Genomic DNA, 15196 nt, shown 5'->3' with positions numbered 1-15196 from the left:
TCACCGGCTTACGTGATTTGCGACTTCAGATACTCGCGCTCACTCGGGGCGGGGATCCGACCAGAGCGTGCCTGCCGTGGACCAGTTCTCGGGCTTGATGTCGGTGATGATGATATCGACGGACCCCGGCGTGCAACCGATCGTCTCCACTGCGGCTTGCGTCACGGCTTTGACGAACGCGCGCTTTTGCTCGACGGTACGACCCTCGAACATCTCGACGTGAAACGTTGGCATTGCGATCTATCTCCTGATGTCGTTATTGGAACCGGCGGCGTGGCGCTACCGGACGTCTCCGATGCCCTGCCCGACCGCCACAGACAAAAAGTCCTTGCGTCCTCCATCGAGCGGTCAATCGCGAAACGAGGTGTCTATTCTATCGAGTTTGCGCAGCAGCGCAGGCCATTCCAGCACGCCCTCGATTGCGCCGCCATCTTCGAGCTGAATCGCCGTCTTGTCTTGCACCGCCGGGCTGGGAAAATTCGGCGCAGCACCGCCGGCCAGTGCCTGCAACTGGATCTCGCAGGCTTTGATGAGGGTCACCATCAGCACGAAGGCTTCCGCGACCGTACGACCGACGGTCAGCGTGCCGTGATTGCGTAGCAGCATTGCGGGATGCGCGCCGAGCGACGTCACCAGCCGCTCGCCTTCCGACGGCGAAAACGCCAGTCCTTCGTAATCGTGATACCCGATGCGCTCGTGAAAGCGCAGTGCGTGCTGCGAAATCGGCAGCAAGCCGTGCGGCTGAATCGACACCGCGATACCCGCCGTGTTGTGCAGATGCATGACGCAAACGGCATCCGCGCGCGCCGCGTGCACTGCACCGTGCAGCGCAAACCCGGTCACGTTGACGGGATGCTCGCTCTCGCCCACGATCTCGCCGTCCATCGTGATCTTCACGAGATTCGACGCCGTCACTTCGTCGAATGCCAGCCCGAACGGATTGATGAGGAAGTGCCCCGGCTCGCCCGGCACCATCGCGGAGATATGCGTGTAGATGAGATCGTCCCAACGGTTCAGCGCCACGAGACGATAGCAGGCGGCAAGATCGATGCGCACCTGACGCTCTTCGTCGCTCATGACAGTGGCGGCCTTTCGGCCCGCCTTCAAGGTAAAAGACATACGCTTCTCTGAGGAAAGTCCGAAGCATCGGACGAGGGCCTACAGGGGGTGTCGCATCAGGGCGCGCGTTCGAGCGAACGACGCCAGTCCCACACGAAGCCGATGGCGCCGAGCGCCAGCACCCCGCTGGCACACAGCAGTGCCGTCGTGAACCCACCGGTCGCCGCGACGAGCGGAGCGGCCACCAACGGCCCGACGATCTGCCCGATGCCATAGGATGCCGTCACCAGCCCGATCAGACCATTGGCATTGTCCCCACGCAAACGTCGGCACTCGCGCACCGCGTAGACCGTAATCGCCGTGAACGGCAGCCCCACCAGCACACTCCCCAGCGCGAAGCCCACGACGTTCGGCAGCACGATGCCGATGCCCACACCCAGCCCTTGCATGACGTAGCACACCGCAAGCAGCAGACGGTTATCCCACGAAAGCGGTGCGCGTGCTCCGATGATAGCCCCCGGAATCACCATCAGACCGAGCAGCGGGAAGAACAGGTCGGGCCACGGGGAGCCGGGCAACGCCTGACGTGCAATCACCGGCAGGAACGTCGCCGTGATGATGTAGCCGAAGCCAGCGAAGCTGTACAGGATCGTGACCGGGATCACGCTCTCGCCGCTGCCATGATTGATGGAAGGCGCGGTTGTGGCGGTTGTGGCGGTCGTGGATCTGGCAGCGTCGGCCGACTTTGTCGCACCGACGGCCACTGGCACATCAGCCACAAACGTCCGCCAGATGACGGCAAGCAACGCCAGCGCGAGCACGCCGCACAGCAACCAGCCGCCGCGCGCCGGCCAGCCGAGCGTATCGTTCAGGCTCGCGAGCAAGCCCGTCACCACAATGCCCGCGCCGGGTCCCGCAAAGATTACACCGCCCAGACTCGGCATGCGCAGTTCGGCCAGTTTGCGAAAGCCCCACCCTGCCGAGAACACCATCGCCCACGCGCTCATCACGCCTGCAAGTGTGCGCACAACAGCCCACACCGCGAACGATTCCATCAGCCCCATCGCCAACGTCAGCGCGACCGTGGCGGCAAGCGCGAAGCGAATGATCAGCGTCGGCGTGAAGTGCAGCCACATACACGACAACGCCCCGATGAAGTACCCCGCGTAGTTCAGCGACGCGAGCCAGCTGCCGTGCTGAATGTCGGTGAGATGCTCATGCAGCATGAGCGGCAGCATCGGCGTGAAAGCAAAACGGCCGATCCCCATCGCAATCGACAAGGCGAGCATGCACGACAGCGCAATGCGCCATGCCGCACGCTCCGGCGACGGCTGACGCAGCTTCGTAACGTTGTCGGAGTCGGCGAGAGTGGCTGGCATGGCGATGGCTGGCCCGCAGGCGAAATAAATTGGTGGAATCGTGGCAGAACCGCGCGCGCCGTTTCGCGTGGCGTCTCGTGGGTTCTGCGTGTCTCGTTTGACTCGATGATCTGCGTTTCCGATGTCTTGCGCACCCGATGTTGCTCGTTCTTATGCGGACAACGTGCGGAATACTTTACATGCAAACCATTACCGAAGGGGTGGGTTCCCCTGCGCGCGACAGGGCAATGTTGCGTGCGATCCGGTCAGAAATGCAAAACGCGCACCGAAGTGCGCGTTTTGCTCGGGTCAGGCTTGATGCGTGCCTGACCGAGGTCGGAGACGAATCCCCGCCATCAAAGTATTACAGCTTGCCGGCCACCCATGCCTGCACGCCAGCGAGCGCCTGCGGCAGTTGCGACGGGTCGGTACCACCGGCCTGCGCCATGTCCGGACGACCGCCGCCCTTGCCGCCGACCTGCTGTGCGACGAAGTTGACGAGTTCGCCCGCCTTGACCTTCGCCGTAGCGTCCGCCGTCACACCAGCGATCAGCGTGACCTTGCCGCCTTCGACGGCGGCCAGCACGATGGCCGCGCTCTTCAGCTTGTCCTTGAGCTTGTCCATCGTCTCGCGCAGCGTCTTGGCGTCGGCGCCTTCGAGTTGCGCGGCCAGCACCTTCAGACCATTCACGTCGACGGCCTTCTCGACCAGTTCATCGCCCTGGCTGGATGCGAGCTTCGACTTGAGCGCCGCCAGTTCCTTCTCCAGCGACTTGACCTGCTCCTGCACCTGCGCGATACGCGGGCTCAGCTCTGCGGGTTGCGTCTTGAGCGCGGCAGCCGCTTCGTTGATCTGGTCGTCGAGCTTCTGGACGAAACGCACCGAGTTATCGCCGGTGATCGCTTCCACGCGACGGATACCGGCGGCCACGCCACCTTCCATCACGATCTTGAACAGGCCGATATCGCCCGTGCGCGAAACGTGCGTACCGCCGCACAACTCGCGCGACGTCCCGATGTCGAACACGCGCACTTCGTCGCCGTACTTCTCGCCGAACAGCGCCATTGCGCCGCCCTTGACCGCGTCGTCGAACGACATCAGGGCAGCTTGCGTCGGCGCGTTCGCCAGCACTTCGGCGTTCACGATGTCCTCCACACGACGAATTTCGTCGGCCGTCATCGCAGCGTTATGTGCGAAGTCGAAACGGGTCTTGTCGGCGTCGACAAGCGAGCCCTTCTGCTGCACATGGCCGCCCAGCACTTCACGCAAGGCCTTGTGCATCAGGTGAGTCGCCGAGTGGTTGCGCACGGTGCGCGCGCGACGCACGGCATCGACCTGCGCCGTCACCGCTTCGCCGACCTTCAGTTCACCCGATTCCAGCGAACCGTAGTGACCGAACACGTCGGCCTGAATCTTCTGCGTGTCCGACACGCCGAAACGCGCAGCCCCGGCGACGATCAGACCCTGATCGCCCACCTGACCGCCCGACTCGGCGTAGAACGGCGTGGTGTCGAGCACCACGATGCCTTGCTGACCGGCGGTCATCTTGCCCACGCTGGTGCCGTCAACATACAGGGCCGTGACCTTCGCGCCTTCGAGTGCGAGCTTGTCGTAGCCTTCGAAGCGCGTCTTGTCGCCCGTGTATTCGAGCGCCGTCGCCATCTTGAACTTACCTGCGGCGCGCGCCTGCTCGCGTTGACGCGCCATCGCGGCGTCGAAGCCCGCTTCGTCCACCGTGATGCTGCGTTCGCGGCAAACGTCCGCCGTCAGATCGAGCGGGAAGCCGTAGGTGTCGTGCAGTTTGAATGCCAGTTCGCCGTCGAGCGTGGTCACACCCTTCTTGGCCAAATCGGCCAGCGCACCTTCGAGAATTTCCATGCCGTTCTCGATGGTCTCGCCGAAACGCTCTTCTTCCTGCTTGAGCACGTCGGTCACGCGTTGCTGCGCCTGTGCGAGTTCCGGATAGGCGACGCCCATTTCCGCGACCAGATCCGGTACGAGCTTGTAGAAGAACGGCTTCTTGCAGCCGAGCTTGTAACCGTGACGAATGGCGCGGCGGATGATACGACGCAGCACGTAGCCGCGGCCTTCGTTGCCCGGAATCACGCCGTCAACGATCAGGAACGAGCACGCGCGGATGTGATCGGCAATCACCTTGAGCGAGTTCGCGCTCAGATCGCTCACGCCCGTCTCACGGCCCGCGGCCTTGATCAGGTGCTGGAACAGGTCGATCTCGTAATTGCTGTGAACGTGTTGCAGCACGGCCGCGATACGTTCCAGCCCCATGCCAGTGTCAACGCACGGCTTGGGCAGCGGCGTCATATTGCCCTGCTCGCCGCGGTTGAACTGCATGAACACGAGGTTCCAGATTTCGATGTAGCGGTCGCCGTCTTCTTCCGGCGATCCCGGCGGGCCGCCCCACACGTCTTCACCGTGGTCGAAGAAGATTTCCGAGCACGGGCCGCACGGACCGGTATCGGCCATCTGCCAGAAGTTGTCCGAGGCGTAACGCGCGCCCTTGTTGTCGCCGATGCGGATGATGCGCTCGGCCGGCACGCCCACTTCCTTCGCCCAGATGTCGTAGGCCTCGTCGTCTTCCTTGTAGACGGTGACCCAGAGCTTTTCCTTCGGGAGCTTGTAGACAGTCGTCAGCAATTCCCACGCGTACTGAATCGCTTCGCGCTTGAAGTAATCGCCGAACGAGAAGTTGCCCAGCATTTCGAAGAACGTATGGTGACGGGCGGTGTAGCCCACGTTCTCGAGGTCGTTGTGCTTACCGCCGGCGCGCACGCTGCGCTGGGCCGTGGTCGCGCGCGTGTACGGGCGCGATTCGAGTCCGAGGAAGACGTCCTTGAACTGCACCATGCCGGAGTTCGTGAACAGCAGCGTGGGGTCATTGGACGGCACGAGGCTCGACGAGCGCACGATGGTGTGCCCCTTCGACTCGAAGAAGTTTAGGAATTTTTCCCGAATGTCTGCGACTTTCATAGGCTGCGTGGGAGCGTGGGGACCGGGCAGGCTAAGCCTGGCGGGGTATTTTGCAAACTTTTGATTATACGGGAAATCGACCTCTCCACAGCGTCCCGCCGCTAACCGCAGTGCGAAACGGCGCTGGTCAGCCACCGCGCACGCACCGTAGACTCTCACTCACAAGTTCCGCATTGCAAAACAACGTTCCGCAACACGTTCGGGCCAACGATAGTCAACGAATTGACGTCGCTCAAACCGGGCATCGGACGAACGAAGACAAATCGAAGCACAAGGAGATAGCGAACGATGGGCGCGCTGAGTCATATCCGGGTATTGGACCTTTCGCGTGTGCTGGCCGGTCCGTGGGCCACGCAGAATCTGGCCGATCTGGGAGCAGACGTGATCAAGGTGGAGCGTCCCGGTGTGGGCGACGACACCCGCAGTTGGGGCCCGCCCTACCAGCGCGACGCCGATGGCCACGACACGACTGAAGCCGCCTATTACCTGGCGGCCAACCGCAACAAGCGCTCGCTCACGCTCGACATCTCCCGTCCGGAAGGACAGGCCATCGTGAAGGCGCTGGCTGCGCAGAGCGACGTCGTCGTCGAGAACTACAAGGTCGGGCAACTGGCGAAGTACGGTCTCGATTACGCCTCACTCAAAGCGGTCAGGCCGGATCTTGTCTACTGCTCGGTCACGGGCTTCGGGCAGGATGGCCCGTACGCCTCGCGTGCGGGTTACGACTTCATCGTGCAGGGCATCGGGGGCTTCATGAGCATCACCGGCGAGCGCGACGCGCTGCCCGGCGGTGGCCCGCAAAAGGCCGGTGTAGCGATTGCCGATCTGATGACGGGCATGTACGCGAGTCTGGCGATTATGGCTGCCCTCACCCACCGCGACCGCACCGGCGTGGGTCAGTACATCGACATGGCGCTGCTCGACACACAGGTCGCCATGCTCGCGAACATGAACACCAACTATCTGGCCAGCGACAAAGCGCCGGTGCGCTGGGGTAACGCGCATCCGAACATCGTGCCGTATCAGACTTTCCAGACGAGCGATGACGGCTGGATCATCGTCGCTGTCGGCAACGACGGACAATTCCGCAAGTTCGTGGAAGCCGGTGGCGAGTCAGCGCTGGCCGACGATGAGCGCTTCGCCACCAACCCGTCGCGGGTCCGTCACCGCGAGACGCTGGTGCCGCTGCTCGCGCAAATGGTGCGCAAGTTCGGCAAGGACGTCTGGATCGACAAGCTCGAAGCGTCCGGTGTGCCGTGTGGTCCGATCAATACGCTGCCCGAAGTCTTCGCGCACCCGCAGGTCAAGGCGCGCGGCATGGAAGTCGCGTTGCCGCATGCCTCGGGGGGTGTGTCGCGACTGGTCGCGAGTCCCATGAAGATGAGCGAAACACCGCCGCTCGCGCGCACCGCCCCGCCAACGCTCGGCCAGCATAGCGACGAGATCCTGCGCGAGCGGCTCGGCTTTGACGACGTGAAGATCGCCAGCCTGCGTACCGATGGCGTGGTGTGAGGCCGTTTTCAGCACCCACGACAAGGACCAATCCCAAACTTCAGTCAATTTAGCCGCCGTTACCTGCGTTGTGACTACCCTATACAGTGCCTGCCCCCGCACGCCATGATGGTCTCCGAGCGCGCGCTTCCAACGACGAAGTCTGCCTCGTGACGTCGGCATCGCGGGGAAGGCGAGAGTCATTGGCGAGTCATGGGAGAGCAAGATGTTCAGACGCATGTTGGCAGAAGGATTGGGAACGTTCTGGCTGGTTTTCGGCGGATGTGGCAGTGCCGTGCTGGCCGCGGCATTTCCCGAGTTGGGGATTGGTTTCACAGGTGTCGCGCTCGCGTTCGGCCTGAGCGTGCTGACGATGGCCTACGCCGTGGGGCACATCTCGGGCGGGCACTTCAATCCCGCCGTCACGATCGGGCAGTTCGCGGGCGGCTTGTTTCCCCGCAAGGACGTTGCGCCCTATGTTGTTGCGCAGGTTATCGGAGGCATCCTGGGGGCAGCGGTGCTGTATCTCGTTGCCAGCGGCCTGACGGGATTCTCTGCGCAAGCATCAGGCTTCGCATCGAATGGCTACGGCGCGCATTCACCTGGCGGTTACTCGCTATTCGCTGGTCTGGTGATCGAGTTCGTCCTCACGGCGATCTTCGTCGTCATCATCAACACCATCGTTTCTCGCCCCGCCTTGAGTACCGTCGCGCCGATCGCTATAGGGCTGACGCTGACGTTGATCCATCTGATCTCGATCCCGGTGACGAACACTTCGGTGAATCCGGCGCGAAGCACCGCCGTTGCGCTGTTCCAGGGCGGATGGGCCATCGAACAATTGTGGATGTTCTGGCTGGTGCCGATAGCGGGTGGCATCGCGGGCGGGCTGATCGCGCGTGTGTTGCGTTCGACGACATCGTCTGAGGCCACGCCGAGTGATGCGCCATCGGAACAGTGTGCCTGATGCAAAAGGGGCCTGTCGCGAATCTCATCGCGACAGGCCCCGTGTTCCGGCGCTACCCACGTTCCACGCCGAGACCCTGACGGACGTCACACGGTCATCGTAGACGTCCCTATTCTTTCCCTCGCACCACGAATCACTCGTACTGCTTGCCCTCGGCCAGCAGTTCAGGCGTACCGATCACCGCGTTCAGACCGTCGAAATCGAGCATCTGTTCGCGCCATGCCGCCGTCGTACCGTGCGCGTGCAGGTTGGCGTAATAGCCCTGCAACGTATGCGCCACCGCGCGCGCCGTACCACCGGGGAAGATGACGATGCGAAAGCCGATATCCGCGAGTGCCTGCGCGCTTTGCACGGGCGTCTTGCCGCCTTCGACCATGTTCGCCAGCAATGGCACGCGATGGGCAAAGCGCTCGCATGCGGCTGTCATCTGCTCGGTCGTACGCAGTGCTTCGATGAAGAGCGCGTCGGCCCCGGCTTCGAGATATAGCTCCGCGCGGTCCAGTGCGGCGTCGAGTCCTTCGACGGCAATCGCATCGGTGCGCGCGAGGATCAGCGTCTCGGCGTCGTGCCGTGCATCGACGGCCGCCCGCACCTTGCCCGCCATTTCCTGAGCAGGCACCACGCCCTTGCCATCGAGATGGCCGCAACGTTTCGGAAACGTCTGATCCTCCAGTTGGATCATGGCCGCACCCGCACGCTCGAAGCCACGCACGGTGCGTTTGACGTTGAGCGCGTTACCGAAGCCGGTATCGGCATCGACGATCACTGGCACCGACACGCGCTCGGCGATCCGCGCGACCGCGTCTTCGACTTCCGGGAACGTGGTCAGACCGATGTCGGAGCGGCCAAGCCGCGTATAGGCAATCGATGCCCCCGAGAGATACAAGGCGTCGAAACCGGACTGTGCGGCGATGAGGGCCGACAATGCGTCGTAGACGCCGGGCGCCAGCAGCACGCCTTGCGAGAGGCGCTGCCGGAGCGAACGTTGGACAGACGACAAAGCCGTCATGAGGAAATCTCCTGAGTGTTCGTGATGGCGGCGAGTGAGCCAATCACCGTATTCGCCGCGATGTAGCCACCCGCGACAGCCGAGAGCAGCCCGTTGCCGGACAGATAGCCCCATACAGCATTGCCCGACACGCCACGCGCGGCACCGCCAGCGGCGAGCATGTTGGGCATCGGCGATCCATCGGGACGCAGCACTCGGCAGGCGGCGTCGATATCGAGTCCGCCCTGCGTGTGGAACAGCGCGCCCGTGACCCGGATTGCGTAGTACGGCGCGACGAGCGAGCGCGTGAACCGGCGGCCATCGGTGGCGTTGACGCCCGGCGCGACGCCGTCCAGCGTTTCGCGCAGTGCCGCCACGTCGCAGCCGATGACACCGGCAAGCGCGTCGATGTCGGCACAGGTCTTGAGCGCACCGGCGGCTTCGGCTTCCTGAAAGTCGGGAAACGTACGCGCCAGCGCGAGCGTCTGCGCGTCGAACACATTCCAGGCAATGCCATCCGTTTGTGCGAGCACGTGCACAGCCGCTTCCGAGTAGCCGTGCGTTTCGTCATGAAAACGTTGACCTTCCCGGTTGATCTGCACCCCGCCATCCATGATGACGGCCCACGAGATCAGCATGCCGTGCGGACTCGCCCACGAGCCGTGTCCCTGATAGCCGCCCAGATCGGCCGTTGCCACGCCCAGCGCCCTGCCCCAGAGCAAGGCGCTGCCGTCGTTGCCTTCATGCCCGCCGTACACGGCGTGTGCCATCTCGGGCAGCAGTTCGGTGCGCAACCCGGCATTGCCGCCGAAGCCGTTGCAGGCGAGCAGCAGCATGTCGCACCCAAGGTACTCCATCGCGCCGTCCGGGCGCACGCAGCCGACCGCCTGCACCTTGCCCGACGCATCCACCCACAGCTCGCGCACCAGCGTCTTCGTCATGACGTGGGCGTCCGTCGCCTGCACGGCGCGCTCAAGCGCAGCCATTAACGCCGTACCGGTCCGCTCCGGCAGGCTGTGCATGCGCCGCACGCTGTGTCCGGGGTAAAGGAAGCCATCGAGAATGTCGAACGTCAGCCCGTGGCGCGCAAGCGCATCCATCGCCGGACCGGACGCCTCCGAATACGCCCGCACCAGATGCGCCGCCGCTGTGCTCTGCGTCTTCGCCATGATGTCGGCGGCGAACTGCTTCGCGCTGTCGTCGATGCCAACCGCGCGCTGCACCGCGCTGCCCGCCGCCGGAATGAACCCCGACGACAAGGCGGTCGAGCCGCTGGGAATGGCGTCACGTTCAAGCAGGACACAGTCGATGCCAGCGTCTTGCAGCACCAGCGCGGCGGTCAGGCCGCACGCGCCCGCCCCCACGATCACCACGCGGATCTGCGGCAGATCGTCCACCGGCGGCAGGCCCTGACGAACGACCGGTGTCGTAGGACCGCTCATGACGCGATGCGGCCCGCAAAGGCCTCGCAGGTCACGATCTCGCCAACGGTGCGAAGGTCCGCCAGCGCGGCGTCGTGCGCCGCGACCGTGGGTGCCGCACATCCGTCGGAGAGCACCAGCACACGGTAGTCGCGCATGTGCGCATCGCGCGCCGTACTCGCCACGCCACCGTTGGTCACGATGCCGCACACTGCCACCGCCTCGATACCTGCACGTCGCAGCACCCAGTCCAGTTGCGTGTTGAAGAAGGCGGAGTAAGCCACCTTCCAGACCGACACGTCGACGTGCTTCGCCAGCGACGCCACTGTGGCATGACCATCCGTTCCCGCGACGAAATCGCCACGGCGCAGGAACGGCCGCAATTGCTTCAGATGCGGTGAAATCATCGGCTCGCCGCTCGCGTCCGGCCACAACGTGAACTGGCTTGCCGCGACAAAACCGCCAGCGGCTTTGAGCGATTGCGCGATGGGCGCGACGCGCGCGGGCAATGCCTGCGCTTCGGGGGTTGCGGCACCACCCCGGTCGTACGCACCGCCGGGCGTGATGAAGTCGTTTTGCAGATCGACGATGACGAGTGCCGTGCGCGCCGGGTCGAGCAAAGAGGTTTGACTCATGTCATGACTCCTGTCGAGGGCATCAGGCGTCGCGCGTGATGAGCAGGTTGCCCAGCGCATCGACGCGCCCGGAGAATCCCGGTTCGAGCCAGATCGTCGTGTCTGACTGTTCGAGGATTGCCGGACCGGCGACGCTCGCATCCACCGGCAGATCGAGACGCGCATACCGCACGGCATCCCACCACTGTCCGGCGTGATACACGCGCTGGCTGCCGAGCGGCTCGGGCATCGCGTTCGCCTGCGGTGCGAGCACCGCCAGATCGAACTTCGGACGCACACCGATGCGCGCGTAACGCAGGTTCATGATGCGCACCGGAATGCCGTCGAGCGCGCGGCCGAAGGCGTCGCGATAGGCGGTCTCGAAGGCTGCGGCAATGCCGTCCCGATCCAGTCGTTCGCGCGCCACCGGCACACGCACTGTGTGGCTCTGCCCCACATAGAGCATGTCGAGTTCGATGATTTCACGCACCGATTCGAAGCGCACACCGGCCGAATCCAGACGCGCCTGGCACGCTTGCGCCAGCCCATCCACACGCTCGGCGAGATCGTCCGTATCGAGCGCGGCGAGCGGCTGATTGAGTGTCTGCACGCTGTCGTGACGCATGTCCGCGATCACGCACCCGAGCGCAGACGTCACACCCGGATAACGCGGCACGATGCCGGTGGTCGTACCGACTTCGCGCATCATCGCGCAGACGTGAAGCGCGCCCCCGCCACCGAACGGCATGTAAGCGAACTGACGCGGATCGTGCCCGCGTTCGATGGACACCAGACGAATTGCGCCCGCCATCTTGGCGTTGGCCACCGTCAGAATCGCTTCTGCCGCGGCATAAGCATCGAGGCCCAGCGGCTTGGCCACGTGCGCATCAATGGCGTGCAAGGCGAGGTTGCCGTCGAGCTTGGCGAGCAATCCGCCACCCAGCGGACGATCCGCCGCAATCCGGCCGAGCAGCACGTTGGCATCGGTCACGGTCGGGCGTGTATTGCCGCGCCCGTAGCACGCCGGTCCCGGCACGCTGCCTGCCGACTCCGGACCGACCTGCAACAGCCCGCCCGCGTCGACTGAGGCAATCGAGCCGCCGCCCGCGCCGATGGTCTCGATCTGGATCATCGGCGAGCGCACCACCATCCCGAATTCGATCGACGTCTGCGCCGCGAGCGAGGCCTCACCGTTCGCGACCAGCGAGACGTCGAACGACGTGCCGCCCATGTCCCCCGTCACCACGTTAGCGAAGCCCGCCGAACGCGCAATGGCCGCACACGCGATCACACCTGCTGCCGGACCGGAGAGCGCCGTACGCACAGGCACGTCGCACGCGGTCTGGCGCGACATGATGCCGCCGTTGCTTTGCACGACGAGCAACTCTCCGCCAAAGCCACGCGCCTTCAGGTCGCTCTCGAGGCGCGTCAGATAGCTGCCCACCACGGGTTGCAGCGAAGCGTTCAGCGTGGCCGTCGAGCAGCGCTCGAACTCGCGAATTTCCGGCAGCACTTCGGTGGCCGCCGTCACGTTGCTGTTCGGCCAGAGCGCCCGCACCGCCGCGACCGCGCGTTGTTCATTGACGGGATTGGCGTAGGCGTTGACGAAGAAGACACACACGGCGTCGCAGCCCGCTTCGAGCAAGGCGCGTGCCGCTGCTTCGACCTGCGCGATGTCGACATCGGTGTGCACAGTGCCATCTGCCAGCACGCGCTCGTCGACTTCAAGGCGCAGATTGCGCGGCACGATCGGTGTGAAGTTGCCACGCAGCCCCCAAGTGGCGGGACGGTCGCGGCGGCGCATTTCCAGCACGTCGCGAAAGCCCGTTGTGGTGATGATCCCGGTGCGCGCCACCTTGCGCTCGAGCAGCGCGTTCGTGCCGACGGTCGTGCCGTGAACGATGGTCGCGATGGCCGCAGCCCCGCGCCCTTGTGTGTCGACACGCTCGATCCCGTTCATAAAGCCGCGCGCTTCTTCGCCGCGTGTGGAGGGCACCTTGACGATGCGCGCCACACCGGCGGCTTCGTCGAGGACGAACAAGTCGGTGAAAGTGCCGCCAACGTCGACCCCGACAATCGTTGCTGCTTCGCTCATGCTTGTTGCTCCTTCTCGGTCACGCCGCGCTCACCGCTCACGGTGGCTTGTGTCGTCACGTAGCCCATCTCACGGTCGTGCGCACGGGCCGCTTCGTCGCGCTGCGCCGGCACCCCATATCCCCCACCGCCCGGCGTCTCCAGTCGTACCCGCTCACCCTTCTTCAGCTTGATGCCGAGCATCTTCGAGGCCATTGGCGGCGTGTGCCATTGCCCTTCATTCTGGTAACGAAAGACGTTCGGCACCGATGCCGCACCGCCCGCAATCCCTTGCGGCGCAGAACGGCCGCGCTCGCCGAACACGAACGCTTCCGCGCTGTCTTCGAGTAACTCGATTTCGTAGATGGCACCCAGACCGCCGCGATGCGCGCCGTCGCCCGCCGAATCGGGGCGCAGCGCCCACTGCGTAAAGCGCACCGGATAGGCTGCTTCGAGAATCTCGACCGGCGGAATCGTCGCCGTCGAGATCGGCGCGTTACCGTGCGAAAGCCCATCGCCGTCGATATGCCCGCCGTGACCACCGCCGAAGAAGCTGAACATCACCCAGCGCTGGCCACGTCGCGCTTCGTCGGTGCGATACCCGGCAATCGACAACGCGTTGATCGTGCCGTACGCCTGCCCCATCGCGCGCTCGGGCGCAGCCTTCGCCATCGCGCAGAAGATCACGTCGATCATGCGCAGAATGGTCTCGGTGTAACCGCCGACCGGACGCGGACGTTGCGCCGAAATCAACAGCCCCTCGGGCAGTTCGAAGCGCACCGCGTCGAGCACACCGGCGTTGGCCGGGACATCCGGGAACAGGTGCTTGAGCGCGACATAGCAAGCCGCGATGGCCGTGGCGCGCGAAATATTGACCGGTCCCATGCACGCGGGGGACGTGCCGGTGAAATCGAGCGTGAGCAGGTCGCCTTCGACGCGCATGCGCAGCGCAATCGTGAGTGGCTCGTCGCGCACACCGTCGTTATCCAGCGTGTCCTGATAGATGTACTCGCCATGGGGCAGCGCCGCCACGTGGGTGCGCATCAGCTTGACGGCACGCTCGCGCAACTGGCCGAGCGCGTCCTGCACTGTGCCGTCGCCGTACTCGTCGAGCAGGTCCGACAGACGGCGTGCGCCGAGTTCGAGCGCGGCCAGTTGACCGTTCAGATCGCCCCACAAGCTGTCGGGCAGACGCGTGTTGGCCTTGAGGATCGCGAGCACGTCGAGATCGAGTTCGCCGCGTCGCACGATGCGCACCGGCGGGATCTGCACGGCCTCCTGCCAGCATTCGGTCGCGGCCGGGTTGTAGTTGCCAGGCACCGCTCCGCCCACGTCGTGCCAGTGCGCGGCCGAGGCAAGGAAACAGTACAGCTTGCCGTTACGGAACACCGGACGCACGAGCTTGAAATCGTTGGCGTGCGTGCCGCCTTCGTATGGGTCGTTGAACAGCCACACGTCGCCCTCGACCATGCCGCCGCGCTCGGAAGCTGCGCGGGCGGCCGCCTGCACCGCGAACGCCATCGCGCCGACAAACACGGGCAGGCCCGACTTGCCTTGCACAAGGGTCGCGCCCGTGGTGGCGTCGTAGATGCCGTGGCAGGCGTCGTGCGCCTCGGCAATGATCGGGTTGAAGGCGCTACGGTAGAGCGTCGCGTCCATTTCGTCGGCGATCTGCTCCAGCCGGCCTTTCAGGACCGCCAGCGTGACGGGATCTAGCATGAAGAAACTCCGTGAGATGTCGATGGGGATGCCGTACTGCGCTGCTTGAGCAAATTGAGCAGGCCACCGGCGTCGACCATGTCGAGGAGGAACCCCGGTACGGTCTCGCAGGTCAGCCGACTGCCATCGGCCAGTTCGACGTAACCGTCGCGCGGCGCGAGCGTGAGGGCTTCGCCCTCGGCAATGCGCTGTGCATCGGCACAGGTCAGCAGCAGCAGCCCCACGTTGAAGGCATTGCGAAAATAGAGGCCGTTGAACGACGGCGCGATCACCGCGCGCACGCCGAGATGCACGAGCGCGGCAGCCGCCTGTTCGCGCGACGACCCGATGCCGAAGTTGGGGCCGGCGACGAGGACGTCGCCCGGGCGGACATCGGCCGCGAACTCGGGACGCACGCGATGCAGGCAATGGCGGGCGATTTCGTCGATGCCGAACTTCATGTAGGCACCGGGTGCGAGCGCGTCGGTGTCGATGTCGGCACCGACGCGCCACGCTCGGCCGGAAGAAGACGTTGGCATTG

The 15196-nt window shown here is 64.6% G+C and carries 12 protein-coding genes; 2 read left to right on the top strand and 10 right to left on the bottom strand.

Annotated elements, in window-relative coordinates; genetic code table 11:
- Window positions 1-39 precede the first annotated feature (39 nt).
- The 4 genes from PAN31117_RS25845 to alaS form a co-directional block, all read right to left on the bottom strand.
- Entirely contained in the window at window positions 40-234 is a 195-nt protein-coding gene (locus tag PAN31117_RS25845; RefSeq protein WP_150578194.1) for a 4-oxalocrotonate tautomerase, read from the bottom strand.
- A 114-nt stretch (window positions 235-348) separates the two neighbouring features.
- Complete coding sequence (locus PAN31117_RS25840; protein ID WP_150740709.1) at window positions 349-1119, bottom strand: class II aldolase/adducin family protein; 771 nt, start codon at window positions 1117-1119, stop codon at window positions 349-351.
- A 56-nt stretch (window positions 1120-1175) separates the two neighbouring features.
- Complete coding sequence (locus PAN31117_RS25835; RefSeq protein ID WP_150740708.1) at window positions 1176-2438, bottom strand: YbfB/YjiJ family MFS transporter; 1263 nt, start codon at window positions 2436-2438, stop codon at window positions 1176-1178.
- A 343-nt stretch (window positions 2439-2781) separates the two neighbouring features.
- Window positions 2782-5406: an alanine--tRNA ligase gene (gene alaS, locus PAN31117_RS25830; protein ID WP_150740707.1), complete on the bottom strand. Its 2625-nt coding sequence runs from the start codon at window positions 5404-5406 to the stop codon at window positions 2782-2784.
- Window positions 5407-5694: 288 nt separating this feature from the next.
- Between alaS and PAN31117_RS25825 the strand changes: the two genes are divergently transcribed.
- Window positions 5695-6918 (top strand): CaiB/BaiF CoA transferase family protein, encoded by a 1224-nt coding sequence (locus PAN31117_RS25825; protein WP_150740706.1) that lies wholly within the window; start codon window positions 5695-5697, stop codon window positions 6916-6918.
- A gap of 205 nt (window positions 6919-7123) precedes the next feature.
- Complete coding sequence (gene aqpZ / locus PAN31117_RS25820; protein WP_150740705.1) at window positions 7124-7861, top strand: aquaporin Z; 738 nt, start codon at window positions 7124-7126, stop codon at window positions 7859-7861.
- Between the two features lie 133 nt (window positions 7862-7994).
- Here the strand turns inward: aqpZ and PAN31117_RS25815 are convergent, their stop codons facing one another.
- From PAN31117_RS25815 to PAN31117_RS25790, 6 genes are read right to left on the bottom strand one after another with little or no spacing between them, the layout of a single operon-like run.
- Complete coding sequence (locus tag PAN31117_RS25815; protein WP_150740704.1) at window positions 7995-8870, bottom strand: isocitrate lyase/PEP mutase family protein; 876 nt, start codon at window positions 8868-8870, stop codon at window positions 7995-7997.
- On the bottom strand, window positions 8867-10291 hold the full coding sequence (locus PAN31117_RS25810) for an FAD-dependent oxidoreductase (protein WP_150740703.1): 1425 nt from the start codon (window positions 10289-10291) through the stop codon (window positions 8867-8869). Before PAN31117_RS25810 ends, PAN31117_RS25815 begins: the two co-directional genes overlap by 4 nt.
- Window positions 10288-10905, bottom strand: a complete 618-nt coding sequence (locus tag PAN31117_RS25805; protein WP_150740702.1) for a cysteine hydrolase family protein — start codon at window positions 10903-10905, stop codon at window positions 10288-10290. Before PAN31117_RS25805 ends, PAN31117_RS25810 begins: the two co-directional genes overlap by 4 nt.
- A 22-nt stretch (window positions 10906-10927) precedes the next feature.
- A complete protein-coding gene (locus PAN31117_RS25800; protein WP_150740701.1) occupies window positions 10928-12979 on the bottom strand; it encodes a hydantoinase/oxoprolinase family protein in 2052 nt (683 codons plus the stop codon).
- The gene (locus PAN31117_RS25795) at window positions 12976-14676 is read right to left on the bottom strand and encodes a hydantoinase B/oxoprolinase family protein (protein ID WP_150740700.1); all 1701 of its coding nucleotides are present in this window, start codon (window positions 14674-14676) and stop codon (window positions 12976-12978) included. Before PAN31117_RS25795 ends, PAN31117_RS25800 begins: the two co-directional genes overlap by 4 nt.
- On the bottom strand, window positions 14670-15194 hold the full coding sequence (locus PAN31117_RS25790) for a LeuD/DmdB family oxidoreductase small subunit (RefSeq protein ID WP_370855790.1): 525 nt from the start codon (window positions 15192-15194) through the stop codon (window positions 14670-14672). Before PAN31117_RS25790 ends, PAN31117_RS25795 begins: the two co-directional genes overlap by 7 nt.
- Window positions 15195-15196 lie beyond the last annotated feature (2 nt).

This window comes from Pandoraea anapnoica (assembly GCF_902459765.1).
GTDB lineage: Bacteria > Pseudomonadota > Gammaproteobacteria > Burkholderiales > Burkholderiaceae > Pandoraea > Pandoraea anapnoica.
The sequence above is the reverse complement of the archived record's forward strand: the minus strand, read 5'-3'. Positions and strand labels throughout refer to the sequence as shown.

What these genes read in the sequence shown, in the direction of transcription:
- PAN31117_RS25795 (WP_150740700.1), bottom strand. Translation starts at nt 14,676, where the DNA reads ATGCTAGATCCCGTCACGCTGGCGGTCCTGAAAGGCCGGCTGGAGCAG.
- alaS (WP_150740707.1), bottom strand. Translation starts at nt 5,406, where the DNA reads ATGAAAGTCGCAGACATTCGGGAAAAATTCCTAAACTTCTTCGAGTCG.
- PAN31117_RS25840 (WP_150740709.1), bottom strand. Translation starts at nt 1,119, where the DNA reads ATGTCTTTTACCTTGAAGGCGGGCCGAAAGGCCGCCACTGTCATGAGC.
- PAN31117_RS25810 (WP_150740703.1), bottom strand. Translation starts at nt 10,291, where the DNA reads ATGAGCGGTCCTACGACACCGGTCGTTCGTCAGGGCCTGCCGCCGGTG.
- aqpZ (WP_150740705.1), top strand. Translation starts at nt 7,124, where the DNA reads ATGTTCAGACGCATGTTGGCAGAAGGATTGGGAACGTTCTGGCTGGTT.
- PAN31117_RS25800 (WP_150740701.1), bottom strand. Translation starts at nt 12,979, where the DNA reads ATGAGCGAAGCAGCAACGATTGTCGGGGTCGACGTTGGCGGCACTTTC.
- PAN31117_RS25790 (WP_370855790.1), bottom strand. Translation starts at nt 15,194, where the DNA reads ATGCCAACGTCTTCTTCCGGCCGAGCGTGGCGCGTCGGTGCCGACATC.
- PAN31117_RS25805 (WP_150740702.1), bottom strand. Translation starts at nt 10,905, where the DNA reads ATGAGTCAAACCTCTTTGCTCGACCCGGCGCGCACGGCACTCGTCATC.
- PAN31117_RS25815 (WP_150740704.1), bottom strand. Translation starts at nt 8,870, where the DNA reads ATGACGGCTTTGTCGTCTGTCCAACGTTCGCTCCGGCAGCGCCTCTCG.
- PAN31117_RS25835 (WP_150740708.1), bottom strand. Translation starts at nt 2,438, where the DNA reads ATGCCAGCCACTCTCGCCGACTCCGACAACGTTACGAAGCTGCGTCAG.
- PAN31117_RS25825 (WP_150740706.1), top strand. Translation starts at nt 5,695, where the DNA reads ATGGGCGCGCTGAGTCATATCCGGGTATTGGACCTTTCGCGTGTGCTG.
- PAN31117_RS25845 (WP_150578194.1), bottom strand. Translation starts at nt 234, where the DNA reads ATGCCAACGTTTCACGTCGAGATGTTCGAGGGTCGTACCGTCGAGCAA.